13 protein-coding genes are annotated in these 15,595 nt (G+C 74.0%); 10 read left to right on the top strand and 3 right to left on the bottom strand.

Annotation, left to right across the window (positions count from 1 at the left end; all coding sequences use genetic code 11):
- Positions 1 to 234 precede the first annotated feature (234 nt).
- From ABZ464_RS42810 to ABZ464_RS42855, 10 genes are all read left to right on the top strand, one after another.
- Positions 235 to 579: a PadR family transcriptional regulator gene (locus ABZ464_RS42810; protein WP_359287325.1), complete on the top strand. Its 345-nt coding sequence runs from the start codon at positions 235 to 237 to the stop codon at positions 577 to 579.
- A complete protein-coding gene (locus tag ABZ464_RS42815) occupies positions 560 to 1,399 on the top strand; it encodes an HD domain-containing protein (protein WP_359287326.1) in 840 nt (279 codons plus the stop codon). Before ABZ464_RS42810 ends, ABZ464_RS42815 begins: the two co-directional genes overlap by 20 nt.
- 520 nt (positions 1,400 to 1,919) lie before the next feature.
- A complete protein-coding gene (locus ABZ464_RS42820) occupies positions 1,920 to 2,999 on the top strand; it encodes an ABC transporter substrate-binding protein (RefSeq protein ID WP_359287327.1) in 1,080 nt (359 codons plus the stop codon).
- A 4-nt stretch (positions 3,000 to 3,003) separates the two neighbouring features.
- Positions 3,004 to 4,527, top strand: a complete 1,524-nt coding sequence (locus ABZ464_RS42825; protein WP_359287328.1) for a sugar ABC transporter ATP-binding protein — start codon at positions 3,004 to 3,006, stop codon at positions 4,525 to 4,527.
- Positions 4,520 to 5,473, top strand: a complete 954-nt coding sequence (locus ABZ464_RS42830) for an ABC transporter permease (RefSeq protein ID WP_359287329.1) — start codon at positions 4,520 to 4,522, stop codon at positions 5,471 to 5,473. Before ABZ464_RS42825 ends, ABZ464_RS42830 begins: the two co-directional genes overlap by 8 nt.
- Positions 5,470 to 6,417 carry an ABC transporter permease gene (locus tag ABZ464_RS42835; protein WP_359287330.1) on the top strand — a complete coding sequence of 316 codons (948 nt, stop codon included), beginning with the start codon at positions 5,470 to 5,472 and terminating at the stop codon, positions 6,415 to 6,417. The genes ABZ464_RS42830 and ABZ464_RS42835 overlap by 4 nt, the downstream gene beginning before the upstream one ends.
- On the top strand, positions 6,414 to 7,538 hold the full coding sequence (locus ABZ464_RS42840) for a M20/M25/M40 family metallo-hydrolase (protein ID WP_359287331.1): 1,125 nt from the start codon (positions 6,414 to 6,416) through the stop codon (positions 7,536 to 7,538). The genes ABZ464_RS42835 and ABZ464_RS42840 overlap by 4 nt, the downstream gene beginning before the upstream one ends.
- Complete coding sequence (locus ABZ464_RS42845; protein WP_359287332.1) at positions 7,529 to 8,242, top strand: MBL fold metallo-hydrolase; 714 nt, start codon at positions 7,529 to 7,531, stop codon at positions 8,240 to 8,242. Before ABZ464_RS42840 ends, ABZ464_RS42845 begins: the two co-directional genes overlap by 10 nt.
- The gene (locus tag ABZ464_RS42850) at positions 8,239 to 9,048 is read left to right on the top strand and encodes an IclR family transcriptional regulator (protein WP_359287333.1); all 810 of its coding nucleotides are present in this window, start codon (positions 8,239 to 8,241) and stop codon (positions 9,046 to 9,048) included. The genes ABZ464_RS42845 and ABZ464_RS42850 overlap by 4 nt, the downstream gene beginning before the upstream one ends.
- A 40-nt stretch (positions 9,049 to 9,088) precedes the next feature.
- Entirely contained in the window at positions 9,089 to 10,300 is a 1,212-nt protein-coding gene (locus ABZ464_RS42855; protein ID WP_359287334.1) for a hypothetical protein, read from the top strand.
- A 9-nt stretch (positions 10,301 to 10,309) separates the two neighbouring features.
- On the opposite strand, the gene ABZ464_RS42860 is transcribed toward ABZ464_RS42855, so the two are convergent.
- The 3 genes from ABZ464_RS42860 to ABZ464_RS42870 form a co-directional block, all read right to left on the bottom strand.
- Positions 10,310 to 10,888, bottom strand: coding sequence for an RICIN domain-containing protein (locus tag ABZ464_RS42860; RefSeq protein WP_359287335.1), 579 nt, complete (start codon positions 10,886 to 10,888; stop codon positions 10,310 to 10,312).
- Between the two features lie 97 nt (positions 10,889 to 10,985).
- On the bottom strand, positions 10,986 to 12,758 hold the full coding sequence (locus ABZ464_RS42865) for a WD40 repeat domain-containing protein (protein WP_359287336.1): 1,773 nt from the start codon (positions 12,756 to 12,758) through the stop codon (positions 10,986 to 10,988).
- A 165-nt stretch (positions 12,759 to 12,923) separates the two neighbouring features.
- Entirely contained in the window at positions 12,924 to 15,566 is a 2,643-nt protein-coding gene (locus ABZ464_RS42870; RefSeq protein ID WP_359287359.1) for a helix-turn-helix transcriptional regulator, read from the bottom strand.
- Positions 15,567 to 15,595: the final 29 nt, after the last annotated feature.

A 15,595-nucleotide genomic window follows, 5' to 3' on the forward strand; every position in this document is an offset into this window, starting at 1 on the left:
CACCGGCTCCCGGGCCGGGCCGGGCCGGGCACCGGCCCTGGCCCCGGTGCCGGCAGTGCTGCGGCCTCGCCCTCGACCTAGGAAGCGACCGGACCTGCGCCTGGACCGCCGGCCGCACCACGTTCCTCGACGTACCCACCGTCACCTTCCCCGTCGCCCCGCGCCCCGACGTCGCCGGCCGTCTCACCGACACCCTTCTGGACGGTATGTATATAGCCTATGTAGAGTACGAGTATGGGTACGCCGCGTATGACCCTGCAGACCCAACTGGTGCTGCGGGCCTTGCTGGAAGACCCCGCCAGAGAGCGCTACGGCCTCGAGCTGTGCGAGCTGGCAGGACTGCCGTCGGGCACGATCTATCCGATCCTCGCCCGCCTGGAACAAGTCGGCTGGGTGGACAGCACCTGGGAGGACCCCGCCGTTCACGAGAAGGCCGGCCGTCCGCGCCGCCGCTTCTACCGGATCACCGAGGACGGCGCCGAGCAGGCCAGGGACACCCTCGCTCGCGTCTACCGCGCCCGCAAGCAGCCGGTGCCCGGGTGGGCCGCTCGCCCGATCGGTGACGGGGGAGTGTCATGAATGCCCGGCGCCGGTCGGTGCCCCGACCGGTCAAGCGCCGCTCCGCCACCACCCCGTCCCTGGGCGGCATCGTGGCCACCGTCCGTGCGCCGACACCTCACTCATCCGGCACGCCCACGACGAAGCCGCCGTCTGGCACGCGGGCCAGACCCGCCGCAGCGGAGACCCGTACCTCACCCACTGTCTCGCCGTCGCCGCCATCGTCGCCGACATCGGTATGCCACCCGCGGTGATCTGCGCAGCCCTGCTGCACGACATCGACGACACACCCTGCCCGCCGGGCCACATGGCCGAGCACTTCGGGCCGGAGATCGCCGAGCTCGTCGCGGCCGTCCGCGTCGCCGAGGTCCACGCCGTCCTGCCGAGCGGCCCCACCTCCGGCATCCCACGGCAGGCCGGTCCGCCGACGCGCGAGGAGGCCGTGCCGGCCATTCGCTGCGCCGACCGGCTGCACAACCTGCGCACCATCGCGTTCGTCGCTCCGGCCAGGCGATACCGTGCCGCCCGGGAAACCCTCGACGTGCTCGCCCCGTCGGCCCGCGCGGCAGGCCTGACCGACGTGAGCCGTGAACTGCACGACCTCTCCGCGGCCGTCCTTCAGCCACCCTCCTCCACGTACGCCGTCACCGCACGCCTGCTGACCGCGCTCACCCTGACGCTGCCCGCCCCGGCACGAGCACGCTGGCGTGAGGAATGGCACGCCGAACTGGCCACCCTCCCCACCCGCCGTACCCGCACCCGCTTCACCCTCCGCATCCTGCTCGGCACCCTCAGGCTGTCCCTGGCGCTACGCCACTCCTCCCGCCGGGAACAGCGATGACGATGGTGATGCGATGACGATGACGGGCGGCCCGCATCGGAGGTGTGCCGGCGTCATCGCCGGCTGCCCGGCCTCGGTGACGCCGGCGCGTTCCGCGAAGTCGCGCCGGGAGGCCGTGGCGTAACCGAGCTCGGCGAAGCCGTCACGTGCCACCGGGCCCGTGCGTGCCCGTACCTCTTCAGCTTCACCGCACGCCGACCTGCCCGACACTGCCGCCGCCCCGTGCCGTCGACCCTCCGTCGGCCCGGGGCGGCGCTCGTCCCGGCAACGGGGAGGCGATACCCCGGGGTGCGTCTCGGCAGACCCCCGAACACGCATGTTGTGCAATGCGAAATTTTGTGTTGCAGACGTGGTGTGCAGCCGCGCGAAGCTCCTACGTTCCCCTCTCAACAGACCGGTCCTCACCGGGCCAACCGCCCTCCCACGGCCGGAACAGCGATGTTCCGTGCGCGCGACCCGGTGCCCGCTCCTCCCCAGCTCCCCTCCCCAAACCCATCTCCGAGGGATTCGAGGAACTTCGATGAACGCACGTTCCGTCCGTGGTGCGGTGGCGGTCGCCGCCTCGCTCTGTGCGCTGACCGGGGTCACCGCGTGCAACGTCCAGTCAGCCGGCGGCAGCGGCAGCCCCGGCGGCAGCGACTCCGCCTCGGCCGCCTCCGCGCAGGCCAAGAACCTCAAGGTCGGCTGGTCGACGATCTATCTCACCCCGTCCTGGATGCAGCAGACGCTGAAGATGCTCCAGACGGACGTCGACAAGCTGAAGGCGAGCGGCAAGGTGTCGGCGTTCAAGACCTTCAACGCCAACGGCGACACCTCGCAGCAGATCGCGCAGATCCGCGCCATGATCCAGCAGAAGTACGACGTGATCCTGGTCGACGCCGGATCGTCCACCGCGCTCAACCCGGCCCTCGAGCAGGCCGTCGCCGCCGGGATCACCGTCGTCGCGTTCGACTCGCTGCCCACCAGCACGAAGGTGATCCGGGTCGGGACCGACCAGAAGGCCTGGGGCTCGATGATGGCCACCTGGCTGGCCGAGAAACTGGGCGGCAAGGGCAGTGTCATCGCCATGAACGGGCCGGCCGGGGTGGCCGTCAGCGAGGACCGCTGGTCCGGGGCCGAGGCGGTGTTCAAGAAGTACCCGGACATCAAGATCGTCACCAATGTGCACAGCGAGTACAACCTCGCCCCCGCCGCGCAGGCCTTCGCCTCCGCCTACTCCGCGCACCCGGACATCGACGGCGTCTTCTCGCAGGGCGGCGCGCTGTCCGCGGCGGCGCTCCAGACCCTGGTCAAGCAGGACAAGAAGCTCGTCCCGATCACCGGCGAGAACTACAACGGCTTCCTGAAGCTGTGGCAGAGCAAGCAGAAGGAAGGTTTCTCCTCCGTCGCCACCGCCCAGCCCAACTACCTCTCCGTGATCGCCCTGGAGGCCGCCGTCGCCCAGCGCGAGGGGGTGGCCGTGCCCCAGGACATCACCGTCCCGCTGCCCGAGATCACCGACACCAACCTCGCCCAGTACGCCAAGCCCGACCAGCCGGACGACTCCTACCCGATCAACGACATCTCCCAGGCCGAGATCGACAAGCTCATCGGCAAGTGAGCGGGTGACGACCGTGGCGCTGCTGAGCGTGGAGAAGGTGTCGAAGTCGTTCGCGGGCAACCGGGTGCTCACGGACGTCAGTCTCGAGGTGCGGCCCGGGGAGGTGCTGGCCCTCGTCGGGGAGAACGGGGCCGGCAAGTCCACGGTGCTCTCCCTGATCACCGGGCTGCTGGCACCCGACACAGGCCGTGTCGCCTTCGACGGCGCACCCGTCGCCCGGGCGTGGTCTCCCCACCGCGCCCGGGCCGCCGGGATCGGCTCCGTGCACCAGGAGCTGAGCCTGAACCCGCATCAGAGCGTCGCGGAGAACGTCTTCCTCGGGGCCTGGCCCTCCCGGTGGGGACTGGTCCGGCGCCGGGACCTCGCGGCGCGGGCCGAGCCGCTGCTCGCTCGGGTCGGCCTCGACGTCGACCCGCGCACCCCGGTCGGGCGGCTTCCGCTCGGCCGGCAGCAACTCGTCGAACTGGCCAAGGCGTTGGCCGGCGAACCCCGGTTGCTCATCCTGGACGAGGCCACCTCCGCGCTGGACGAGGACCAGGTGGCCGCCGTCTTCCGGGTGATCCGCGAACTGCGCGAGCGGGACGGGTCGGTGATCTTCGTGAGCCATCGCATGGCGGAACTCTTCGCCGTCGCCGACCGGTTGACCGTCCTGAAGGACGGGGCCGTGACGGCGACCCGGGAGCGGACCGACACCGATCACGACGACATCGTACGGCTGATGGTGGGCCGGGAGCTGTCCGACCTGTTCCCCGGGAAGGCCCCGGCGGCGCACGACACGGACCCCCTGCTCCGGGTGCGCGGGCTCACCGTGCCGCGGGCCTGCTCCGGCATCGACCTCGATCTGGCGCCCGGTCGCATCACCGGCCTCGGCGGACTCCAGGGGCAGGGCCAACGGGAGGTCCTGCGCGCCCTGTTCGGGCTCGCCCGGCACTCCGGTGAACTCACCCTGGACGGCCGTCCGGTCCGGCTGTCCTCACCGCGCGACGCGATCCGGCACCGGATCGCGTACGTGCCCGAGGACCGCAAGATCGAGGGCGTGCACACCGTGCGCAGTGTCCGCGACAACCTCGCGCTGCCCAGCATGCGCGCGCTCGCCCCGGCGCACCGGCTCACCACCGTCTCGCGCGGCGCCGAGACCGCGCTCGTCGAGGAGCTGATCGGGCGGCTGCGCATCAAGGCCGCCTCCCCCGCCCAGGAGGCCCGCCGGCTCTCCGGCGGCAACCAGCAGAAGGTCGCGCTCGCCAAGTGGCTGCGCACCGGGCCGCGGGTCCTGCTGCTGGCCGAGCCGACCCGGGGCATCGACATCGGGACGAAGCGCGAGATCTACCATCTGCTGCGCCGCCTGGCCGACGACGGTCTCGCGGTGCTCGTCACCTCCGGAGACACCATGGAACTGGTCGGCCTGTGCGACGAGGTGGCCGTCCTGTACGAGGGGACGGTCGTGGACCGGCTGAGCGGCCCCGAGCTGACCGAGGAACGCCTGGTCAGATCGTCGGTCATGGGCACCGGGAGCGTGGTCCGTGCGTGACCGCGCCCTGGCCGCCGCGCGCGGCAACACCGACCTCCTCGCCCTCGCCGTCCTCCTGCTGGTGCTGCTGGCCGCCTACCAGCACTACGACTCCGCCCTGTTCACCCCCGCCTCGATCACCATCCTCTCCGCGCAGTTCCTGCCGCTGATCCTGGCGGCCGCCGGGCAGACGACCGTGATGCTCCTCGGCGGGATCGATCTGTCGCTGGGCGCCGTGCTCGGGCTCGCCATGGCCGTGTTCGCGACCTACGACGCGCAGGGCGCCGCTGGTGTCGTCACGGCGGCGGTGCTCGCGCTGGCCGCGGCCGTCGCCGCCGGAGCCGTCAACGGCACCCTCGTCGCGTACGCCGGACTGCCCCCGATCGTGGTGACCCTCGCCGCCTCCTTCCTGTGGGGCGGGGTGACCCTGGTGGTGCTGCCCCAGCCGGGCGGCGAGGTACCGGGCGGCCTGGTGAACGCCTACAACAACGGCTGGTACGGGATCGCCCTGCCCGCCGTCGCCCTCGGCGTCGTCCTCGCCGGGTGGAAGCTGCTGCGCACCACCCGGCACGGGCTCGCGCACTACGCCGTCGGCGGCAACGAGCACGGCGCCTACGCCGGCGGGCTGCACACCCGCCGCGTGAAGATCTCGGGCTACGCCCTGGCCGGGGTGTTCACGGGACTCGCCGGGATCGGTCTGGCGGTCCAGACCGGCTCGGCGGACCCGACCATCGGCGCCCCCTACACCCTCAACTCCATCGCCGCCTCCGTGCTCGGCGGCATCAGCTTCTTCGGCGGAGTCGGCCGGATGCGCGGCACGGTACTGGGCGCGCTGGTCATCGGACTGCTCACCAACCTGCTGCTGTTCACCGGGATCTCGCCGTTCTACCAGCTGATCCTCCAGGGCGTGATCCTCGTCGTCGCCCTCACCCTGAAGACGTACCTCACGAGGGAGGCCGACGCATGAGCAGCCTCGTCACCGTCGCCGCGCTGCGCGGCAGCCGCGCCGCCTGGGCGTTCGGCGTGCTCGCGGTCACCTGGCTCGCGGCGATCCTGTTCGCGGACGGCTTCGACAGCGTCTCCAGCTTCCGCTATCTGGTGCAGACGGCGTCCTTCCTGGGCATCGTGGCGGTCGGTCAGACGCTGGTCGTGATGATGAGCGGCATCGATCTGTCGGTGTCCGGGGTGGTCGCGCTGTCGGCGGTGGTGTGCGCCCAGGTCGCCTCCGGCGGGGGCGGCGGTGCGACCGGCATCGCGGCGGCGCTGGCGCTGAGCGCGCTGGTCGGTGGCGTGAACGCGGCCGGGGTGGTCTGGCTGCGCGTCCCGCCCATGGTGATGACCCTCGCCACCGGCACCGTCCTGTCCGGCGCCCTGCTCGTCTACACGGACGGCTCGCCGAGCTCGGCCCGGGTGCCGCTGCTGGACTCGCTCGCCAACGGCCGGGTGCTGGGCGTGCCCTGGGCGTTCGCGCTGTGGCTGGCGATCGCGGCCGTGGCGTACTGGCTGCTGCACCTCTCCCGCACCGGGCGGTACGCCTTCGCACTCGGCGCCGGCGAGGACGCCGCCCGGGCCTCCGGGGTACCCCTGGTCTCCACGGCGTTCATCGCCTACACCGCGTGCGCGGTGCTGGCCGGGGTGGCCGGTCTGGTGCTGCTCGGCTTCACCGGCACCAGCTCGCTCACCATGGGCAGCCCCTACCAGCTGCTGTCCATCGCCTCGGTCGTGCTCGGCGGCACCTCCATCCTCGGCGGGCGCGGCCATCTCCTCGGCACGGTCGGCGGCGCCCTGCTGCTCACCCTGCTGACAGCCCTGCTGACCTCCTGGAACCTCTCGGAGGGCGTACGGCAGGTCGTCCTCGGGGTGCTGATCATCGCGCTGCTGCTGGTCTACGCGAGGGAGCGCCGCACATGAGCGAAGCGGAGGCGCTTCTCCGCGACCTGGTACGGATCCCGTCCGTCAACCCCCGGGACGCGGCGGGCGACGGGGGAGAGACGGCGGTCGCGCGGCACGTACGGGACTGGCTGGGGCGGCGCGGCATCACCGCCACGCTGTACGAGGTGCTGCCCGGGCGGCACAACGTCGTGGCCGTCGTACCGGGACACCGTCCCGAGGCCGTCGCCCTGGTGTCGCATCTGGACACGGTCGAGACGGACGGGATGACCGTCGATCCCCATGCCGGGGAGATCCGGGACGGGCGGCTGTACGGGCGGGGCGCGTGCGACGCCAAGGGGCCGCTGACGGCGTTCCTGCTGGCCCTCGCCGAACTCGCCGGCGGGGAGCCGCCGTCGCGCACGGTGGTGCTCGCCGGGGTGTGCGACGAGGAGCACGCCTACCGGGGTGTGCTGGGCCTGCTGGACACGCTGGCGGACCGGCCGGTCGTGGGCGCGATCGTGGGCGAGCCGACCGGGCTGGTCCCGGCGATCGCGCACAAGGGGGTCGTCCGCTACACCGTACGGACCACCGGTCGGGCCGGGCACAGTGCGCGGCCCGAGGAGGCGGTGAACGCGATCACGCTGATGGCGCCGGTCGTCGCGCATCTCGCGGCTACCGCGCCGGCTGTCGCCCCGCATCCGCTGCTCGGCCCCGCCACTCGGTCGGTCACCCGGATCCGGGGCGGCACCGGGCCCAACACCATCCCCGGGACCTGCGAGGCGGACGTCGACCGGCGCACGCTGCCCGGCGAGGACCCGGACTCCGTATGGCGCGCCGACCGGGCCGAACTGGCCGCGCTCGGCGCGCAGGTGGACCCGCCGTTCACGGTGGACCCCGCCCTGGACACACCGGCCGACGCGGAGGTCGTCACCGCGCTGTGCCGCGCCCTCGACCGGCACGGCCGCCCGGCCGAGGCGCGCGGCATGCCGTTCGGGACGGACGCCAGCAAACTCGCCCGCGCCGGGATCCCTTCGGTGGTCTTCGGGCCCGGCTCGGTGACGGACGCGCACACGGCGGCGGAGTCGGTGGACCTCACGGAGGTGACACTGGCGGCGCGGGTCGTCGCCGACGCGCTGAGGGGAGGGCCGCGGTGCGGCTGACCGAACACGTCACCCTGGTCGCGAGCGGCGCGGCCGGGTTCGACCTCACCGATCCACTGGACTGCCACGCCTATCTCGTACGGGGCACCCGGCACAGCGCGCTGATCGACGCGGGAGCCGGACGCACCCCCCTGAACGTCGGCAGGCCCGACCTCCTGCTCCTCACCCACGGCCACGCCGACCACGCGGGCGGAGCCGCCGGGCTCGCCGCGCGGTGGCCGGGGCTGCGGGTGCTGGCGGGGCCGGAGGCGGTGCCGTGGATCGCGGCGGGCGACGAGGCAGGGCTCAGCGTCGACCGGGGCAGGGCCGCCGGCGTCTACCCGGACGACTACTCCTTCCCGCCCTGTCCGTCCGTCGAAGCCGTCGCCGACGGCACGGAGTTCGACCTGGGCGGCGGGGTGGTGCTGCGCGCGGTCGCGACGCCCGGCCACGCCGACGGCCATGTCTGCTACCACCTGCGCACCCCCGGCCACCGGGCGCTGTTCTCCGGCGACTGCGTCTTCACCGGGGGCCGGATCTCCCTGCAGAATCTCCACGACTGCCGGGTGCCCGCGTACGCGGCCAGTCTGACCACGCTGGCCGCGCTCGACGTCGACGCGCTGTTCCCAGGCCACCACGAGATCTCACTCACCCGCGCCGGGCGCCATCTGGCCGCCGCCCGCGACACCGTCGCCCGCGGACTGCTGCCGAGGAGTACGACATGACGACCCCGCCCGCGGCCCGCCGCAACCAGTCCTCGTCGCTGCGCCGCGCCCTCACCGTCCTGGAGCACATCCGCGACCACGCGGGCACCGGCCGGGGCATCTCGCTCACCCGGCTCGCCGACGAACTCGGCATCAACAAGAGCACGGTGCTCCGGCTCGCCGCGCCGCTGATGGAGGCGGACCTGCTGGTGCGCGACCGGGAGACGGGATGGTTCCGGCTCGGCCACGGCACGCTCCGGCTGGGGCAGGCCTATCTCGACTCGCTCGACCTGAGGACCGTGGCGACCGAGCCGCTGCGGCTGCTCCAGCACGCGGTCGGGGAGACCTGCCACCTCGTGGTGTACGACACACCGGACGTCGTCTACATCGACAAGGTGGAGAACGAGACCAACGTGCGGATGGCCTCCCGGGTCGGCAGCCGGGTCCCCGCCTACCGCACCGCCGTCGGCAAGGCCATCCTCGCCTGGCTGGGCGAGGAGGAGTTCCAGGCCGTGGTCGCCGCCGGCATGCCGCCGGTCACCTCGCACACCACCACCGACCCGCAGCGGCTGCGCGCCGAACTCGACCGGGTCCGGCGCCAGGGCTACGCCATCGACGACCGCGAGAACGAGCCGGAGGTGCGCTGCGTCGCCGCGCCCGTCTTCGACCACACCGACGCGGCGGTCGGCGCCGTCAGCGTCTCCGGCCTCACCACCCGGATGACCCCGGCGCGGGTCCGCGAGGTCGGCCCCATGGTCGTCCGCACCGGCCTGGAGATCTCCCACGTCCTCGGCTCCCCACGAGCACGGGACACCAACGGCCACTGACACCGCCACTGACACCCGACCCACATCCAGGAGTACGAGCATGGAAACGTCCACGGCGTCGACGTACGCCTTCGTCGAGGACCTGCGCGCGGAAGGGACCGCCGCCGTCCTCGACCGCGTCCTCGGCAGCTACGGCTGCGACACCCTCACCGTCGCCGCCGCCTACCACCGCGCCCGCGACGTCACCCCGCACGGCCCGGCACGGGTCACGCTGCGCCGCGACGGCGCCCACTTCGTCCCGCCGGCCGAGCTGTTCGACGGGCTGCGCCTCACCCCGCCGGTGCAGGCGGGCGCCGAGCGGGAACCGCTGCGCGAGGCCAGGCGGCTGACGGCCGAGCGGGGCGCCGCGCTGCACGGCTGGACCGTCTTCCTGCACAACACCACCCTGGGCCTCGCCCACCCCGACGTCACCCAGCAGAACTGCTTCGGCGACCGGGCCGCCCCCGCCGACCTGTGCCCGGCCCACCCGGACGTCCGGGCGTACGCCGTGGCGCTGGCCCGCTCGGTGGCCCGGCTGGGGGTGGAAGCGGTGGTCGCCGAGTCCCTGCACTACGGCACCTTCGGCCACGGCTACCACCACGAGCGTAGTTTCGTGCCGCTGGGCCCGCTGGAGGATTTCCTGCTGGGCCTGTGCTTCTGCGAGCACTGCGTGCGGCGCGCCGAGGACGCGGGCGCGGACGCCGGTGCGGCCCGCGCGCAGGCCGGGCGGCTGGTCGGCCGGGTGCTGGACGGCGCGCCCCCCGACGACGACGCCGACGCCGGGGAGCTGCCCGAGCCCGTCGCCGCCTACGTCCGCACCCGCACCAAAGCCGTCACCTCGCTGGCGGCCGAGGTCGCCGACGCGGTGGCCGACGAGGGCTCACAGCTGGTGTTCCTCGATCTGACCGGCGCGGTGAAGGGGTACGCGGACGGCCTGCCGACGGGCGCGCTCGCCGCCGACGAGGCCTGGCGCATCGGTGTCGACCCGGCGGCCGTCGGCGCCGTGGTCCCCGGCTACGCACTCCTCGCCTACGCCCGGGACGCCGAGCGGGTCGCGGCCGACACCGCCGCCTACCGGGCCGTACTGCCGCAGCCGTGCACGCTGCGCGCGGTCCTGCGCCCGGGCGTGCCCGACACCGTCACCGCCGGGCACCTGAGAGAGCGCACCGCGGCGGCCACCGGGCCCGGCCGGGCCGACGCCGTGGACTTCTACCACTACGGGCTGGTCCCCTACCCGGTGCTGGACCGCATTCCGGTGGCGCTCAAAGCGTAGGCAACGGGGTCACACGTCGAGGATCCGCCACCGCTCCTCGTCCGCGTTCTTCCACTGCCGGGTGACGACCTGGTAGTCCTGGGACGGCAGTTCGTAGGCGTCGAGGTACCGGCTGTTGCTGGCCTCCTGGATCGTGTAGGTGCCGTTGGTGGACGGCAGGATGATCCAGGCCTGGGTCGCGTCGTTCTCGGCGGTGCGGGTGACGACCCGGAAGTCGTCGCCGGACCCCTGGTAGGCGTCGAGATAGCGGCCGTTGCTCTGCTGCTGGATCGTCGAGAGGCCGTTGCTCAGGTCGGTCAGAATCCAGTGCTGGGTGCTGTTGTTCTGGAACGGCCGGGTGACCACCCGGAAGTCCAGGCTCTCGATCTCGTGCGCGTCCAGGAACCGGTTCGTGTCCGCCTGGGTGATGGTGACGACGCGCTGCGACACGATCGTCGGCGCGGCGGCGGGCGCGGCCCCGGCGAGGCCGGCCGGAGCCAGCAGCGCGGTGGCGGCCAGCGCCGACGTCAGCGCGGCACCCCGCAGGAGTCTGCGCCCCCGACGGCCGCGCTGCGCCCGCCCCGGCCCGTTCGTCCCCGTCTCTTCCATCCTTGACTCTTCCATCCCCGTGTCTCCCGAAGTCGTGGTCGTCTGTCCACGAACGAGCCTGCCGGTCCCGTCGGGGCACGGCTTGAGTAACCGTTACTCAGAAGCGGCGCAGTACGGCGAGGTCGGCGCCGAAGCCGAACAGGAGCCGCCCCTTTGGGGTGACGGCCACCGCGCCGACGTTCTGCGGGAAGACGAGCTCATCGGCGACGGCGGGCGTCTCGCCGGTGAGGTCCCACACCCGCACCCGCCGCAGGGCGGCGACCACGGCGACCGGGCGGCCGTCGACCGTACCGGTGGCGAACGCGGTCACCTCGCCGGCCGGGCCGAGCAGGGTGTCGTCCATCTCCCGGCCGTCGACCGACAGCGAAGGGACGGAACAGTCGTCGCCCATCGACTCGGCCATCTCCGCGGGCCAGGAGTCATCGGCGAGTTCCTCGCCGGCGGTCAGGTCCCACACCCGTGCGTACTCGTCGTAACCGCTGTCGTGCCGGGTCACGGCGTAGGGCCGGCCGTCGACCAAGGTCGTCCGCACCCGCGTCACACCGTCGTAGTCGTCCGTGTCGGCGGACAGCGGCGGGCCGACGGGGCGGCCGGTGGCGAGGTCCCACAGGCGCAAGGTCTCGTCGTGGCTGCCGGTGACGGCCACCGGCCGGCCGTCGAGCACCGTCGTCGCCACCGCGGTCACGGTCGCGCCGTGGCCCGGGGCCCGGCTGCCGACCGGCTCGGCCCGGGACAGCTCCCACACCACGCTGTCGTCGGCGACGACATGGCAGCGGTCGCCGAGAACCGCCGTCTCCACCTTCTTCGCCCCGGCAGGGATCCGGTCGATCCGCTGGACCGGGTCGACGCTCCACACGTCGATGGCGTCCAGTGGCGTCCCCACGTACGGATCGCAGCCGACGGTGAGGACGTGCGGGCGTCCGCCGATCGTCGCCGCCGCCATCAGCCGCAGCTCGCGGTCGTCTCCCCGGCCCACGCCGATCCGTTCGCAGGTGGCGAAGTCCCATACCTCGACCTTGCCGAGAAGGCTGCCGGTCACCACATGAGGCCGTCCGTCGAGCGTCACGACCGCCCAGGACAGCAGGTCGTCACCGTCGGACTCGAGCTCACCGACCGGTTCCCGGGTGGTCAGGTCCCACACCGCCACCCGCTTCTCGTCACCGGCGAGGAGGTACGGCCTGCCGTGGATCGTCACCGACTCCAGGCAGTACATCGCCGGGCCGGCCTTGCCGCAGGCCGGCAGCACGGCGAGCAGTTCGCCGGTGGACGCGTCGAGAATCCGGGGCAGGCCGTCGGGCCCGTCGCAGCTGACCTCGACCGGCCGGCCGTCGACCACCGCGGTCGTCTCCTTGCCGCGTACGGAACCGGTGAGGGGGGCTCGGGCGACCTCCTCACCCGTCGCCAGGTCGCGCAGCGGCAGGGCGCCGTCGGCGCGGGTGATCGTGGCCGGTCGGCCCTCGAAGGCCACCACCGGCGGCGGCCAGTGGCCGGCGGAGTCGTCGAGGGAGCCGAGGAAGCCGAGGAAACCGGGGTGGACCTGCGATCCGGTGGCCCACTCCACCCGCCACCGCGCGGCCGGCACACCCGGTATGGCGACGGCGGCGAGGCGATCGGCCAGGTCCCGGTCCCCATGGCGGGCCGCGTCCACCGACAGGATCTGCCGCCGGGCGGCGGGGTCGGCGTCATGGTGCGTACCCGCCGACGCCCGGTACACCGCCGCCGCCAGCCGCCCCGCGGGCCCCGACGCCAGATCCAGCAGCGCCACCACCCGCTCCGGATCCGCGGTCACCAGGAAGCCCGGATCCGCCGACAACCCGTCCGCCAGGGCCGGATCGCCGCCCTGCCCACCATTCCGAAGATCATCAGACATGTCCGGCACTGTAACCGCGCCCGCCGACACTCTCCCGTGCGCAGGCCTCCCCAGTGGATCGTGGCCGCACGGCAACCGCTCGGCGGCCCCGCCCGCATCCGAACCGACCGCGCCGCACACCGGCCCCGTGCCACTGCTCGACCCGCCTGGATCAGGACCGGGCGGTCAGCCCTGCGGACGGGCGGTGAGCGGCTCCGACCCCAGCGTCCGGGCCAGTTCACGGCGGGTGGTGACGCCGAGTTTGGCGTAGGCGCGGTGGAGGTGGTTGTCGACCGTGCGCACCGAGAGGGTGAGGGCGCGGGCGATGTCGACGCTGGCGTTGCCGACCGCCGCGAGCAGCGCGACCTCACGCTCGCGGGCGGTGAGCGGCGCGGCGGCGCGGGCGATCGTCAGCAGCGGGGTGCGCGCGCCCTCGCAGCGCGCCGCCGCCGTGGCGGCCCGGCGCGCTGCCGCCGCGGCCCGGCGCGGTTCCCGGGCCCGGTGCCAGGCGGCAGCGGCGGCGGTCGCCGCCTCGGCGGTGAGCAGGTCCGCGCCGACGGCCTCGCACGCGTCGGCGGCACGCAGCAGCCGGTCGGGGCGGTCCGAGGTGAGCGCCTGCGCCAACTGCGCCCGGGCGGGGACGAGTCGACCGTCGCAGGCGCGTGCCAGCTCGACGAGCCGGTCCGTGACCTGGCGGGCCCCGCCGAGCCGGGCCACGTCGGTCAGCAGCAGCGCCTCCCCGGTGACATGACCGGTGGCCCGCGCGCTGCGGGCGGCGGCGAGGAGCACCGAGCGGGCCTCGCCGAGCTGCCCCGAGGCCGCCAGCAGCCATGCCTCCCCCAGGCGTTCCTCGCCGGCCGACAGCAGGCCCGGCTCCGGCGTGGGCAGCTCACGGTGCTCCGCCAACGCCGCCTCGGCCGCCTCGGGTTCCCCCTGTACGGCCGCGCAGGCGGCGAGACCGGCCAGGACCAGGCGCAGGGCCATGGCGTGGTCGAAGGTGCGGGCCAGCGCCGCGGCCTCGGCCCACCAGCGGCGCGCGGTCGCCGGACGGCCCGCCAGCCACTCCGTACGGCCGAGCAGGACCGCCAGCCACACCCGCACCACCGAGTCGGCGGCGACGAGTTCGGCGTACGCCGATTCGCCGGCCCGGCGTGCCTCGGCCGGGCGGCCCGCCTCGGTGAGCGCGAGGACCAGCGGGATGCGCTGGAAGGCGGGATGGGACGCCAGGGCGCGCTCGTCGACCCGGCGGTGCCCGGCATGGGCGCGCTCCGCCCAGACCACGGCCTCATGGGTACGGCCCACCAGGGCCAGCCCGGCGGGTTTCATCCAGGCGCCGCGCAGCCAGACGTCGACGTCCGAGGCATCGCCCACGTCCGTCTCCAGGTCCTCCAACAGGGCCAGCCCCTGGGCGGGCTGACCGGCGGCGATCCGGATGAAGCCCTCGTTGATCCCGAGTTTGCGACGGTCCACGGGACCCGTGATCCGCGCCAGGGCCGCGTCGTTGGCCGCGAGCGCCTCGGCGACGGGGGCGTTGCTCCACAACAGGTTCGTCGTACGGACCAGGGCGACCGCCAGCGTCTCGCGCTCGCCGTCGGCGAGCCGGTCCGCGCGGGCGAGCACGGTCTCGGCCTCCGCCCAGCGGCCCATCTCGAAGAAGGCGTCGCCGAGCATCGAGCGGGTGGCGGTGGTGTGGCGGTCCTCGGGCATGGCCTGAAGGAGCGCCACGGCCCGGGCGTAGTCGTGGGCGTGGCGGGCGAGCACCGCGGCCCGGGTGAGCAGGGCGGGATCGGCGGTGCCGGTGGCGGCCAGCCGCCAGGTCGCGATCCGCAGCGGATCGCCGCGGCGGCGGGCGCCCCGCGCCTCGGTGCGGGCCGCCTGCTCCAGCAGCAGGGCCCGGCGGCGCAGCACGGGCAGTCCCGCGCGCAGGACTTCGCCGTACAGAGGGTGGGCCAGGGAGACGGAGGTGCGCCGGCGCTCCTGCGCGACGCGGATCAGCCCGGCCCGTTCCAGGGCCGCCACCGCGTGCGGCGCGGCGACGGCCTCGGCGTCGGCGAGCGGCAGCGGCTCGCACAGCGCCAGCAGCTCCAGGACGGCCCGTCCGGCGGGGTCGGCGCCCGCCAGCCGCGCGCCGATCACCTCGGCCAGCCGGGCGGTGCCGGGCAGCCGGCCCTCGCGCAGCTGCCAGATCTCCCCGTCCTCGGTGAGATCCCCGCCGGCCAGCGCGCCGAGGACCAGTTCGCGCAGGTACAGCACGTTGCCGCCGCTGGCGGCCGACAGCTCGTGCACCGTGTGCCGGGCGACGGGCCTGCCGAGCGCGGCCGCCAGCAGTTCTCCGATCCGCCCGGGGTCCAGCACGGCCAGGTCGACCCGGCGCACCGCGTCCCCGCCGGTGAGCGCGGCGACCGCCTCGCCGTACGGCTCGCCGGTGCGGACCGTGCCGATCAGCCGGACGGCGCCGGCGTCCATCAGCTGCCGCAGCAGCACCGCCGAGGCCGGGTCCAGCAGATGCAGGTCGTCGACGAGCAGCACCCGCCGCGGCTCTCCCCGGCCCACGGCGAGTTGCGCGGCGACCGCGGCGAACCCGGCGACCGGGTCGCACAGGTCCACCCCGGCGGGCAGCAGGTGCGCGATCGCCCCCAGCGGAACCGCTCCGGCCGCGGCGGTCGCGGTGGCCCGGCCCACCCGCGCCCCGTCGGCCGCGGCCCGCTCCAGACACTCCTCGGCCAGCCGCGACTTGCCGACCCCGGCTGCCCCGCACACGAGGAAGCCACGGCACTTCCGGTCCTGCGACGCCGAGGCGAACTCCTCCAGCTCCCGCTCACGTCCCACCAACGGCCAACGCCCGACCCGATACCGCA

It is taken from the genome of Streptomyces sp. NPDC005820, from assembly GCF_040630255.1.
In the GTDB taxonomy this organism is placed as follows: domain Bacteria; phylum Actinomycetota; class Actinomycetes; order Streptomycetales; family Streptomycetaceae; genus Streptomyces.

Coding starts and splice junctions, on each gene's coding strand:
- ABZ464_RS42810 (WP_359287325.1), top strand. CDS start 235: ATGGGTACGCCGCGTATGACCCTGCAGACCCAACTGGTGCTGCGGGCC.
- ABZ464_RS42820 (WP_359287327.1), top strand. CDS start 1,920: ATGAACGCACGTTCCGTCCGTGGTGCGGTGGCGGTCGCCGCCTCGCTC.
- ABZ464_RS42835 (WP_359287330.1), top strand. CDS start 5,470: ATGAGCAGCCTCGTCACCGTCGCCGCGCTGCGCGGCAGCCGCGCCGCC.
- ABZ464_RS42840 (WP_359287331.1), top strand. CDS start 6,414: ATGAGCGAAGCGGAGGCGCTTCTCCGCGACCTGGTACGGATCCCGTCC.
- ABZ464_RS42850 (WP_359287333.1), top strand. CDS start 8,239: ATGACGACCCCGCCCGCGGCCCGCCGCAACCAGTCCTCGTCGCTGCGC.
- ABZ464_RS42855 (WP_359287334.1), top strand. CDS start 9,089: ATGGAAACGTCCACGGCGTCGACGTACGCCTTCGTCGAGGACCTGCGC.
- ABZ464_RS42860 (WP_359287335.1), bottom strand. CDS start 10,888: ATGGAAGAGACGGGGACGAACGGGCCGGGGCGGGCGCAGCGCGGCCGT.
- ABZ464_RS42865 (WP_359287336.1), bottom strand. CDS start 12,758: ATGTCTGATGATCTTCGGAATGGTGGGCAGGGCGGCGATCCGGCCCTG.